The organism is Brevibacillus sp. NL20B1 (genome assembly GCF_018195675.1).
Lineage (GTDB): Bacteria > Bacillota > Bacilli > Brevibacillales > Brevibacillaceae > Brevibacillus > Brevibacillus aydinogluensis.
The window spans coordinates 1-12,539 of record NZ_JAGTPT010000024.1 but is presented as its reverse complement, the minus strand read 5'-3'; the positions used below and the strand labels follow the sequence as shown (position 1 = coordinate 12,539).

Annotated in this window: 9 protein-coding genes; all 9 read left to right on the top strand. The window is 57.4% G+C overall.

The features are described 5' to 3' along the window. Positions 1-102 precede the first annotated feature (102 nt). Entirely contained in the window at positions 103-2,469 is a 2,367-nt protein-coding gene (locus tag KDN35_RS15345) for a lantibiotic dehydratase (protein ID WP_212133152.1), read from the top strand. Positions 2,470-2,479: 10 nt separating this feature from the next. Further along, positions 2,480-3,649, top strand: a complete 1,170-nt coding sequence (locus KDN35_RS15340) for a tetratricopeptide repeat-containing glycosyltransferase (protein ID WP_212133151.1) — start codon at positions 2,480-2,482, stop codon at positions 3,647-3,649. Between the two features lie 178 nt (positions 3,650-3,827). Then, positions 3,828-5,432 (top strand): malate synthase A, encoded by a 1,605-nt coding sequence (aceB, locus tag KDN35_RS15335; RefSeq protein ID WP_171564585.1) that lies wholly within the window; start codon positions 3,828-3,830, stop codon positions 5,430-5,432. Between the two features lie 15 nt (positions 5,433-5,447). Then, on the top strand, positions 5,448-6,137 hold the full coding sequence (locus KDN35_RS15330; RefSeq protein ID WP_171564586.1) for a FadR/GntR family transcriptional regulator: 690 nt from the start codon (positions 5,448-5,450) through the stop codon (positions 6,135-6,137). A 25-nt stretch (positions 6,138-6,162) separates the two neighbouring features. Further along, a complete protein-coding gene (locus tag KDN35_RS15325; protein ID WP_212133150.1) occupies positions 6,163-7,473 on the top strand; it encodes an FAD-binding oxidoreductase in 1,311 nt (436 codons plus the stop codon). Between the two features lies 1 nt (position 7,474). Beyond that, entirely contained in the window at positions 7,475-8,821 is a 1,347-nt protein-coding gene (locus KDN35_RS15320) for a (Fe-S)-binding protein (RefSeq protein ID WP_171564588.1), read from the top strand. A gap of 3 nt (positions 8,822-8,824) precedes the next feature. Then, a complete protein-coding gene (locus KDN35_RS15315) occupies positions 8,825-10,252 on the top strand; it encodes an FAD-linked oxidase C-terminal domain-containing protein (protein ID WP_171564589.1) in 1,428 nt (475 codons plus the stop codon). Between the two features lie 39 nt (positions 10,253-10,291). After that, positions 10,292-11,989, top strand: a complete 1,698-nt coding sequence (locus tag KDN35_RS15310; protein ID WP_212133180.1) for an L-lactate permease — start codon at positions 10,292-10,294, stop codon at positions 11,987-11,989. Positions 11,990-12,098: 109 nt separating this feature from the next. Continuing rightward, positions 12,099-12,539 (top strand): spore germination protein (locus KDN35_RS15305; protein ID WP_212133149.1); only part of this gene is annotated, 441 nt, incomplete at its 3' end.

The window sequence follows — 12,539 nt, the reverse complement described above, 5'->3', positions numbered from 1 at the left end:
TCGTCAGCGTGGAGAATGCCAAAAAGGGGTGATTGAGTGGCTGGTCAGTGGTCGTTCTTGTCAGCGTTTATTGTCAGAAGCACAGGTTTTCCCCAGCATCTTATGGATCCGCTTGAGTTTTCCGCCACTGTGGAGCAAATGCAGGCGATTTTACGCGCTGAGGCAGAGCTCAAGCGGGAACAGGAACATTTTTTGCAGCAGTTTCCCGCGTGGGTGAAAACGTTGGAGGAAACGCATCCGAAAGGTGATCCGGTTTTCAAGCGGTTGTACAAGTGGCGAAAAGCAGTCGAAAAGGGAAGCGCACTGCCTTTGGAAAACCCGCTGCCTGACGTACTGCCGCTCGTTGAATGGCGCAATCGCTACGAAGCAATCCGTGAGCACAAAATGCGTCTGACGACCGAGTTGGCAGCGATTTTTGAGCGCGAGTGGCCCCAGTGCATGGAGGCGTTCAAACGCGTGCTTTCCCTGCCGCGCGTGCAGGAAGCGGTCGCACACTCCAGTGCGCAGGTCTGGCGGTCGCTGCAGCGCTTTCTAGCCGCCGATGCGAAAAAGTTGAAATCGTCCGGCAAGCGCTATGACAGCCGCACATTGATTCGCTACCTGCAGCGTTTTTTGTTCAAAAATGACACGACGAGCTTTTTTGGTCCGCTCAACTACGGCTCGTTTCGAGACAGTGAACAGCTGCTTACGGTGGAGCGAAGCGGTCCGATTCCGAGACGCCGCCGCAGCTTTTTGACCTATTGGGCGGTGGAGGCACTGGCAGAGCAGGTGAGCCGCCACAAGGAATGGCGCGAGTACATGCCGATCGCTGTGCACGATGCGTTTTATCTGGTGGAAACAGGGCTGGTTCACGCCCAGACGCAAAAACGGATCCCTCTGCCGTCCGAAGTCGTGCGGGTGCTGCACCGGGCGGATGGTCAAACTCCGGCGCGGGATTTGTTGGCAGGATGCACAGAGACGACGAGGAGTACTTTGGAAAAACTGCGGGACAAAGGAATCATCCTGTGGGAATTCCGTGTTCCGCAAGCGTGCCATGAGGTGCTGGAAGAACTGCTCGCCTTTGTGGACGCTCTCCCGGCCGATGAGGCACAGCAGCAGTGGAGCGCTGATTTGCGGCAGTTCGCTGCGTGGCAAACGGCCTACAGCGCCGCCGACGCGCAAGGCAAAACGGAGATTCTGGAACAGGCGTCCGCACTGTTTGAACGGCTGACCGGACGCGATTCCACCCAACTGCATGGCGAGACGTATGCGGATCGTTCGCTGTTTTGTGAGGAGACGCTGGGCGATGTGCAGGAATTCTTGATTAGCCTGGACATGAAGGAGGACTTGGAGCAAAGGATCAGCCCGCTGCTCGATTGGGGCGCGGCGGTGGCGATGAAAAAGCGGGAGCATGCTCAGCGTCAGGCCAGGCAGATTGTTGCGGCGATGAGGGAAGAGTGGGGCCAGGAGAAACTGCCGTTTCTCGCCGTATTGCCGGAATTGACCAGCCGGATGAGCAGCGAAGGGTTCCATCCTGACTTTTCCGACATTGTAGAGCGGTTGAATGCGAGCGGGAAGCGGGACCAGCGGGTCGTCGAGCTGCCGGACGAGTGGCTCCGCGAACAATCAGCCGGTCACGCTTTCGATCAGCGGCTGTGCGTCTGCTCCCCGGACCTCATGCTGCAAGCGAGAAGCGTGGAACACGTCAATCGCGGCGAGTATCAATGGGTGATTGGCGAAGTACATTGCTGCACGCAGGGCATGAGCAACCTGCTCTATTTCCATCCACAGCGCGAAGCGCAGATCGCCGAGGTGAGGGAGGCATTAAAAGCCTTGCCGAACGGCGAATTTCTGGCAAACGTCGTATTGAAACAGCGGGCAGGCAAAAGCTTCTTTGTCGAAATGTTCGAGCAGACGTTGACGCTGCTTGGGCGTTCGCAGAAAGGAGGTGATGCCGTACGGACATTTTCTGAACTCTGGGTCGTGGAACAAGACGGAGAATTGGTGCTGGTGGATGCGGACGGCAAGCGGTTCATTCCGTACATGGGCGACCCGAATTCACCAGTCGCTTTTGTCTTTGCCGAGCCGAGCATCGAAATTCCCAAAATCAGGACGGAGGGGCACCTGCCCCGTCTGACGTATCGTGGCCTGGTGGTCCAGCGGGAGACATGGAACCTGCCGGCAGCCGACTGGTTGTCCGATTCCACGTTGCCGCATGAACGGTTTCTTCACGTGTGGCGGTTAAAAGAGCATTACGGCATGCCCGACGAGGTGTTCGTGCGTGTGAACAGTGAGTTGAAACCTTTTTATGTCAACTTCCGATCGTATTTTCTGGTCGACCTGCTCCTCACGCATCTGCGGGGAGAAACACGGGTGACGTTCAGTGAACGGCTGCCCGACCGCTCCTCGGAGTGGTTTTCCAACGACGAAGGAGCGTATTGCTGCGAACTTCGCACCAATATCGTAAGGCGTCAACCATCAAACCAATGAGGTGAGAACGATGTTGAAAAACCTGAGTGCGTGCGTCATCCTGCGTGTCCCGGCAGAAGAACCGTTTCTCCATGCGAGTTTGTCTTCGTTCCGTCCGCTGACGGAAGACCTGTACATTCTGGACATGGGGCAGCATGCGTTTGCAGAACGATTTGCGGAAGAATACGGTGCCCGCGTGGTCCGCGTTCACGATCAGCCGCACGAAGCGGCCATGTTGAACATCATGCTGAAGGAAGCCAACAAAGAGTGGCTGATTTGGATGGATGCGGACGAGTTTATCCTGGAAGGCCATGCGTTGATTGGCGAACTGGTGCAGGACGGGAAGACCAAAGCAGCGAGCGTCCGGGCGATTCACTTCGAGGACCCGGTCAGCACGTTTGATGAACCGCGAACTTACCGCCTGCTGAATCTGCAACCCGACTCCCGCTTTTTGGGAACGATCGATCCGCAGTTGGTCCTTCCGGAAGACCGGGGAGCGGTTGTGGACAGCGAAATCAAAATCGCCCACCGCGCCTACATGCAGGACGAGATCATCATCCAGAAAAACCATCTGCGCGTCAAAAATTTCAGCCGACACCTTGAGGAGCATCCGGATGACCGGTTTGCACGCAACAAACTCGGGTACTATCTGATGGCAATCCGCGAGTGGGGCAAAGCGCTCGAGCAGCAGAACATCCTGATCGAGTCTGATCCGAATGACCCTGAGAATCCGCTGTTTATGCTGCGTGCCGCCACGTGCGCCCTGTCGCTGAATGACAGCGAACTGGCCCTGCAGTACGTCGAGCGGGCAATTGAGCAGCAGCCGAACTTCTCCGACGCTTATTTCATGCTCGGTACGATTCTGGTGCGGTACAACCGCCTGGACGAAGCAAAAGCCGCTCTGCAGCAGGCGCTGGAGCGCAAGGCGAAGACGCCGTATTACCTCTTGGCAGACGAGAGCATGTCTACCTGGAAACCGCTCAACGAACTGGCAGAGATCAGCCGCCGCGAAAACCGGTTGTTGGATGCGGTCCGCTTCCTCGAGCGCAGCCTTGAAGTGTATCCGACCAACTATCGGACCAATCTGATGCTCGCGTCCTTGTACAAACAACTGAACCGACCCGAAGATGCGAAAAAAGCGTACCAAGCGGCAATCACCATCAATCCCGCAATACTGCAAAAGAAAGCAGTGAAGCCTTGAGGCGTGTTGGGCTGCATGGGCAGGCGAGCGCAAAGAGTGCGTCAGGACAGTTGATCCTGGCGCGCTTTTTTTTTTTGGCGTGGTCTGGAACAACCACGTGACATGATTTTTCCGCTCATCACATATCTGATAACTGAACAGGGTTCGATTTCCCATCAGGAATGGAGTGAGGACAATAGTGGCGGTAGGAGGACAACAGGTAAACGGAGTGCAGATTGCCGGGACAGTTACGCCGGCGTTTGCCGAGATTTTGACGCCGGAGGCACTGCGGTTTGTCGCCGGGTTGAACCGGGCGTTTGCCGCGCGGCGGGACGCGCTTTTGCGGCAGCGGGTCCTGCGACAGGCGGAACTGGACACCGGTAAAAAGCCCGATTTCCTGCCGGAGACCAAACACATCCGCGACAGTTCGTGGACGATTGCGCCAATTCCATCTGATCTGAAGGATCGTCGGGTGGAAATCACCGGGCCCGCCGGAGACCGAAAGATGGTGATCAACGCCTTGAACTCGGGGGCGAAAGCGTTCATGGCTGATTTGGAAGATGCCAATTCGCCGACGTGGGTCAATACCATCCAGGGGCAGATCAATTTGCGGGACGCGGTCAACCGCACGATCCGGTACGTCAGTCCCGAAGGCAAGACGTATGCCCTGAAGGAACAGGTGGCCACCTTGATCGTGCGGCCGCGCGGCTGGCACCTCGATGAAAAGCACCTGCTGATCGATGGAAAAGCGGCGTCCGGCAGTCTGGTCGACTTCGGACTCTACTTCTTTCACAATGCCAAGACGCTGATCGCAAACGGTTCCGGTCCCTATTTTTACCTGCCCAAACTGGAGAGCCATCTGGAGGCGCGGCTGTGGAACGACGTGTTCGTCTGGGCCCAGGATCAATTGGGAATCCCTCGGGGAACCATCAAGGCGACCGTTTTGATCGAAACGATTTTAGCCGCTTTTGAGATGGACGAAATCATCTGGGAACTGCGGGATCATATGGCCGGACTCAACTGCGGACGCTGGGACTACATTTTTAGCTACATCAAAAAGTTTCGCCGCGACCCGGATGTGATTCTGCCCGATCGATCGGTCGTGACCATGACGGTCCCATTCATGCGGGCCTATTCCCTTCTGACCATCAAGACGTGCCACAAGCGCAATGCCCACGCGATGGGCGGTATGGCCGCCCACATTCCGGTGAAACACGATCCGGCTGCAAACGAGGAGGCCCTGAAACAGGTCCGGGCGGATAAACTCCGGGAAGTGCGCGACGGGCACGATGGCACGTGGGTCGCGCATCCGGGATTGGTGCCTGTCGCGATGGATGTGTTCAACCAGCACATGCCGGCCCCCAATCAAGTGGAGAACAAACGGGAAGACGTGCATGTGACAGCCGCAGAGCTGCTGGCGGTTCCCAAAGGGCCGATCACGGAAACGGGGCTTCGGACCAACATCCACGTCGCCATTCGATACATCGCAGCCTGGCTGAACGGTACCGGCGCTGTCCCGATTTTTAATCTGATGGAAGACGCTGCGACTGCGGAAATCTCCCGTGCTCAGGTCTGGCAGTGGATTCGCCATCCGAAAGGCATCCTGGAGGACGGGCGGAAAGTTACGGCGGCATTGACAGAACAAATCCGGGACGAAGAGCTGGAGAAAATCAGGGAGGCAATCGGCCGGGAGGCGTATGAGGCGGGACGCTTCGAGCAGGCTGCCCGGCTGTTTACCGAACTGGTCCTGGCCGATGAATTCGTCGAGTTTTTGACCATCCCCGGCTATGAGATCTTGGAGTAGGGAAGGAGTGAGCAGATGGAAGCGGTCAAAATCGACAGACAGAAGCTTTCTGACAGGGTGGCGCTCCAAATAGAGCAGTGGATTACCGCAGGACATGTACGGCCCGGCGCCAAGCTTCCATCTGTACGGGAATTGTGCCAACTGTTTAACGTGGGCCGTACCGCTGTGCGAGATGCCATCACGACGCTGAAAGGGAAAGGATTGGTGGAAGTCCGACACGGCAACGGCACATTCGTCCGCCAGTCTGACTGTTCTCGCGTCTTTCAAGGCGTGAGCCTCGTGCGCAAAGAGGATATCCACAAGCTCTTTGCGGTGAGGAAAATCCTTGAGGCAGGGACGGCCGAACTGGCGGCGGTTCACCGCAATACGGACCACCTGTACCACATGAAGAAGACGTTGGAACGCTTGGCCCAGGCGGATTCGCGGGATGGGTGGAGAGCCGATCTCCACTTCCATCTTGCTATTGCGGAAGCCACGCAAAACGAGCACCTCGTGCAGTTGATGCAGACCGTTTCGTCGGCGATCCGCAAGGGGATCATGGACTGCCACCGGATCATTCTGGCTGATGCCGAGCAGGAGCGGGTGATTTTTCACCAGCATGTGGCTGTGTTCGAGGCCATCCGCGATGCAAAACCGGAACAGGCGAGACAGGCGATGGTGGAGCATTTGGCCCATGTGGAAGCCTTGTTGAACGGAACGTTGTGACATTGTGTCCAAGGGAGGGAAGAACATGGACGCGACGCTGATCTCACAGGTCATCGGTACGGGGAGCATACGGCCGGCGGCGAACTCGTCCCACGTTCTCGGCAATCACGGCTTATACGAAGTCTTTCCGGAAACCGAAGAAGAGATCGCAGCAGTGCTGAGAGCGGCGTACGAACAAGGGTGGACCGTCATTCCGATGGGCGGCGGAACGAAAAGAGGTTTTGGCGGTACCGAAGCAAACACAGACATCCTGCTCGGTCTGTCCGCCTTCCGGGGGATTGTCGACTACGCGCCAGGTGACATGACCGTGACGGTCAAGCCCGGAACGACCATCCAGGAGATCAATACGCATCTGGCTGCCCATGGCCAGATGCTTCCGTTCGATCCGTACTGGCCCCGGCATGCGACCGTCGGCGGCGTCGTGGCTGCCAACGACAGCGGGCCGAAGCGCATGCGCTACGGTTCGGTCAGGGACCACGTCATCGGGATGCGCGTCGTCTATCCCAATGGCCGCATTATTCGAACAGGCGGCAAGGTAGTGAAAAATGTAGCCGGCTACGACATGAACAAGCTGTTTATCGGCTCCATGGGGACGCTGGGCGTCATGAGTGAAATCACGCTGAAACTGCGCCCGCTCCCGCCCTTTCAAACCCTGCTGCTCCTCGCATTCTCCCGCTCTGACTTTACCCAGATCCGCTCCTTTGCAGTATCTCTCCTCGATTCCCTAATGGAACCCGTCTCGTTGGAATTCCTCAGTCCCGCTGTCAACCAATACATGAGTGGAGGAAACGGATATGCGCTGGCGATCGCCTTTGAAGATGAAGAGAAAGCGGTCCGCTATCAGGAAGAGTGGGTAAAGGCACGACTGCCGAAAGATACGGAGATTCTGTCTTGGGAGCAGGAGGAAGCTGCAGAGTGGTGGATGCGTTTCGCCCGGCTGCCTCCCTCCGCCCTTTCTTCCGGAGATGGAGAGGAAACGATGGCGATAAAAATTGGCAGTAAAAACCTGGATGTGCTCGAAATCGTCAAGACCTGCCATGAGCTCGGCGAACGGTACGATCTGGCCGTCCAGACCCACGGCGGGGTTGGTCACGGCATTACCCGAGTCTATTTAAGGGGAAACCCGGCGCATTTTGCCGCATACCTGACAGAGATACGCTCGCTGGCCGAAAGCAGGGGAGGCTATGCAGTCATACAGCACGCTACGCTCAAACAGAGGCGAGAGCTGGACGTGTGGGGGAGACAACCTGCCGCCTTTTTCCTGATGGAGGGCATTAAGCGAACCATCGATCCGCGTCGTGTGTTAAACCCAAACCGATTCATAGGGGGGATCTGACGTGAGTGCGCCTGTATCTCATGCAAAAGGCAATTTTCGGTGGGAAGATCCGCCGGACGAAGAGAAGTATTCCGCATGCGTTCACTGCGGGCTCTGTCTGGAGTCGTGCCCCACCTATCTGGAGACAGGGCATGAGCAGCAATCCCCGCGCGGCCGGGTACATCTGATCAAGTCCGTGGCAGAAGGAAAGCTATCGATCAGTGCGGGGATTGAAAACCCTGTCTTTACCTGCCTCGATTGCCGCGCATGTGAGACTGCCTGCCCGTCTGGCGTACAGGTGGGCTCGCTGATTGAGGCCGCTCGCGGACAAATTCGCAAGGCCATTCCGCTCACGGGTTGGAAAGCGTTTCTTCATTCCTTTTTTCTGAGAGGCGTGTTTCCTCATCCATCCCGGCTGCACATGGTGGGAAATCTGTTGAAGATGTACCAGAAAAGCGGTTTGCAGTCGCTCTTCCGAAAAACGGGACTGCTCAACCTGCTCCCGCAGCACCTGCGAGAGATGGAGCGCGTCCTGCCGACCGTCACCGATCCCGTTATGCGTACGCGCCCGGAAGTGATTCCGGCGGCAGGACCGGCCAGGGGGAGAGTCGGCCTGCTCACCGGTTGCGTGATGGATGTGATGTTTGGTGAGATCAACGCAGCGACGATACGCGTGTTGAATCGAAACGGGTACGACGTGATCGTGCCGCGCGGACAGCGATGCTGCGGAGCGCTTCACATTCACGCGGGCGACCGGGAGCAGGGAAAGGCGCTGGCCAGACAAAACATCGACGCGTTTCTGGCGGCGGATGTGGAGAGCGTGGTGGTAAACGCAGCGGGCTGCGGATGTGCGCTCAAGGAATACCCCGAACTGTTGCGCACCGATCCCGCGTATCACGACAAAGCCGTTCGCTTTGCGGAAAAAGTGGAAGACATCTCCCGGTTCCTGGTTGCCCGCGGTTATCAGAAACCGCGCGGCAGGGTAGAGGCGAGGGTGGCGTATCATGATGCCTGCCATCTCGCCCACGGGCAGGGCATTCGCGACGAGCCGCGGCAGCTTCTGCGCGAGATTCCGGGAGTGGAGTGGATCGAGATGGCGCTTGCGGACCGCTGCTGCGGCAGCGCCGGCATCTACAATCTGACCAATCCCGAGATGGCCGGCAAGATTCTGGACGAGAAAATGAAAGCCGTCCCCGATCAAATTGATCTGCTCGTGATGGGAAATCCCGGCTGCATGTTGCAGATGATAATGGGGGCGAGGAAGCACGGTCGAACGACAACAATCGTCCATACCGTACAACTGCTGGATTGGTCGTACGAGCGGGAAGCGCTGACTGCGAACCAAGCGGAAGCGGTAAGGGGGGAATGATCCATGTCGGCAATCGACCCGATTGTCCATGAACTGGCGCGGATTGTGGGGGCGGATTCCATCCTATATCAACAGGAGGATCTGATGACCTACGAGTGCGACGGCTACACTGTGCACAAACACCCGCCGCGGGCTGTCGTCTTTCCGTCCTGCACTCAAGAAGTTGCCGCAGTGGTGAAGTATCTGCACGACCAAAACATCCCGTTCATCCCCCGCGGAGCGGGAACCGGGTTGAGCGGCGGAGCCGTCCCGTTGGGCGGCGAAGTGATCATCAGCCTGGTGAAGATGAAACGGCTGCTTCACGTCGATTACGAAAACCGTCTGGCCGTGGTGGAACCTGGCTTCGTCAATCTGAAACTGACAAATTCCGTAGCGGGCAAAGGCTACTATTACGCACCCGACCCTTCCAGCCAATACGCCTGCACCATCGGCGGCAATGTGGGGGAAAACGCGGGTGGGGCCCATTGCCTCAAGTACGGCGTGACCACCAACCATGTGCTCGGCCTTGAGGTGGTGCTGGCAAACGGAGAGATCGTGGAAATCGGCGGCGTTCCCGATGCACCGGGCTACGACCTGATGGGGCTTATAACCGGGTCGGAAGGAACCTTGGGGATCGTCACCCGGATCACGGTGCGCATCTTGAAAAATCCGGAAGGGAAAAAGACGGTGCTGGCTTATTTCGACAGTGTGGAAGAAGCAAGCCAGGCCGTCTCCGACATCGTGGCGGCCGGCATCATACCTGCGGCGCTGGAGATGATGGACAAAACGGCGATCGAGGGCGTGGAAGCAGGCACGTATCCGATCGGGCACCCCAAGGAGGCAGAAGCGGTTCTCTTGATCGAAGTGGACGGGATTGCCGCCGGCATTGACGATCAGATCGCAAAGATCGTGTCCGTTTGCCAGGGCAGAAAGGTGTCGGCGGTAAAGGTGGCCGCGACCGAGGAGGAACGGGCGAGATGGTGGGCCAACCGGAAAACGGCCTTCCCCGCGATGGGTTCCATTTCACCCGATTATCTCGTACAGGATGGCGTCATTCCGCGCAGCCGGCTGCCGGAAGTGCTGGAGAAAATCAGACAGATCAGCGAGCGTTCTGGGCTGAGGATCGCCAATGTATTTCACGCCGGAGACGGCAATCTGCATCCGTTGATCTTGTTTGACAGCAGAATCCCGGGCGAAACAGAACGGGCAGTCCGGGTGGGATCGGAAGTGCTGAAGGTGTGCGCGGACGCGGGAGGCTCAATCACGGGCGAGCATGGAGTAGGCATCGAGAAAAAAGAGGAGATGCGGTACATCTTTACGGATGACGAGCTGGACGCCCAGTTGCAGATTCGCAGCGTATTCAATCCGCGGAATCTGCTCAATCCGGACAAAATATTTCCCAAACCGGGCCGCTGCACGGAAATGAGGACGGCACCGGTTAAAACCTGTTGAATTGCAATGACGATTCTGAATTAAGGGTGTGGCGTTATGATGACGTGGTCACAAATATTCAGCCCGGTGGGAGGGAGTCTGGGCCTCTCCGCCCTGGTTGCAGTGATCCCGATTCTCTATTTTTTCTGGGCGCTGGCCGTAAAACGCATGAAGGGCCATGTGGCCGGTTCGACTACATTGCTGGTGGCTGTGCTGATTGCGATTTTGGTGTACGGGATGCCGGTCGGCATGGCAGTCATGTCGGCCATTCAAGGCGCTGTTTACGGAATCCTGCCGATTGGCTGGATTATTATCGCGTCCGTCTTTTTGTATAAACTGACGGTAAAATCGGGGCAGTTTGACATCATTCGTTCGTCCGTTGTGTCCATCACGGAAGACCGCCGCCTGCAGGCTCTGCTGATCGCCTTCTCGTTCGGGGCCTTTCTGGAAGGAGCGGCCGGCTTTGGAGCGCCGGTCGCCATCTCGGCGGCACTGCTGGCCGGGATTGGTTTTCATCCTCTCTATGCGGCGGGCATTTGCCTGCTCGCCAACACGGCACCGGTCGCCTTTGGTGCCATTGGAACGCCGATCATCGCCGTGTCTGGTCCGACAGGCATTCCGGCCATTGACATTTCCCAGATCGTCGGCCGCCAACTGCCGCTGCTCTCCATCCTCGTTCCGTTTTATCTCGTCGTGCTGATGTGCGGCTTTCGGCGGACCATGGAAGTGCTGCCTGCCATTTTGGTTTCCGGCATTTCGTTTGCCGTCACGCAGTTTTTCACTTCCAACTACATGGGACCGGAACTTCCCGATATTCTCTCCGCCCTGGTTTCGATTGTCTGCCTGACGCTCTTTTTGAAAGTGTGGCAGCCCCGGTCGATCTTCCGCTTTGAAGCAGATCAGACCGAAACAAGAACGGTTGGTGGTGCTGGAGCGACAGGAGGGAAAAACGGGGAAACCCTTTTGGCGGGGCGGGTTCTGTACGCTTGGTCGCCATTTTTGGTGCTGACCGCGCTGATTTCCTTGTGGGGAATTCCAGCGGTAAAATTGGCATTGACCGGCAAATACGAAGGGGGCAACGTGCTCCTGTCCGCCCTCAATTCGATCGGCAAGGCCCTCACCTTTGCACCACCGGTTCCCGGCCTGCACCGGCTAGTCATTGGCGCCAACGGTAAGCCAATCGACGCGGTGTTTAAGCTCGAACTGCTGGTGGCGGCAGGGACGGCCATCCTGTTTGCAGCGGTCATCACCAAGTTCATCTGCCGCCTTTCCTGGAGAGAGTGGGGGAAGACGTTTGGTGAGACCCTGTGCGAACTGCGCTTTGCCATCGTAACGATCGCCTCCGTCGTCGGTTTTGCCTATGTGGCCAACGCATCCGGAATGAGCACGACCCTGGGGATGACCTTGGCGGCGACAGGGATCCTGTTCCCGTTTTTTTCGCCCATCCTGGGTTGGCTGGGGGTATTTCTCACGGGCTCGGACACTTCGTCCAACCTGCTCTTCGGCGGTCTGCAAAAGGTGACGGCCATCCAACTGGGCATGGACCCAGCATTGGCGATCGCCGCCAACAGCAGCGGTGGTGTTACAGGCAAAATGATCTCGCCGCAATCGATCGCCGTCGCCTGTGCGGCGGTGGGGCTGGCTGGAAAAGACGCCGACCTGTTCCGGTTTACGTGTAGGCACAGCGTGTTGCTCCTGCTGATCATCTGCATGCTGACCTATCTGCAGACAAATATCCTCTCCTGGATGCTGCCGTAAACGAAATCATCCTTCCCCCGAATCGATCCCATTTATATGATAATCGAACATCCTGTAAGCAATACTATACCTATTACCGGATATACGGAAGGACAGCTATCAAACGACCATGAAGTTCAACCTGTTTTGGCGCAAATCGGTGGATAGATCGAAACGGTTCCTGTTACGCGAGACACAAGCGGTGAACACAATCGAGAAGACGCCCCTTCACGCGTCGCTGGTCAAAAACGCGGAGGTGCTGACGGAGCGCCTCGGCCGCAACAGCGATTTCGCCGCCTGCCACTTCACGTGTCTGGACAGGAATGTCAGCCTGTTCTTTCTGCACAGTCTGGCCGATTCCGACCGCCTGAACCGGCAGGTGATCGTTCCCCTCCAGCAGAGAGCGGGCATGTTCCCGACAGCTGTGGAGACGTCTTTGGCCGAGGACGAGGAAAAAAGCCTGATCCTGTTTATCCAGGAGAACATCATATCCGCAAGTGACATACAGCGAGTAGAGGACTGGCAGGCCGCGATTGAGCAGATCCTGCACGGCAAAGCGCTGCTCCTGGTA

Coding starts and splice junctions, on each gene's coding strand:
- KDN35_RS15345 (WP_212133152.1), top strand. CDS start 103: ATGGATCCGCTTGAGTTTTCCGCCACTGTGGAGCAAATGCAGGCGATT.
- KDN35_RS15340 (WP_212133151.1), top strand. CDS start 2,480: ATGTTGAAAAACCTGAGTGCGTGCGTCATCCTGCGTGTCCCGGCAGAA.
- KDN35_RS15330 (WP_171564586.1), top strand. CDS start 5,448: ATGGAAGCGGTCAAAATCGACAGACAGAAGCTTTCTGACAGGGTGGCG.
- KDN35_RS15325 (WP_212133150.1), top strand. CDS start 6,163: ATGGACGCGACGCTGATCTCACAGGTCATCGGTACGGGGAGCATACGG.
- KDN35_RS15315 (WP_171564589.1), top strand. CDS start 8,825: ATGTCGGCAATCGACCCGATTGTCCATGAACTGGCGCGGATTGTGGGG.
- KDN35_RS15310 (WP_212133180.1), top strand. CDS start 10,292: ATGACGTGGTCACAAATATTCAGCCCGGTGGGAGGGAGTCTGGGCCTC.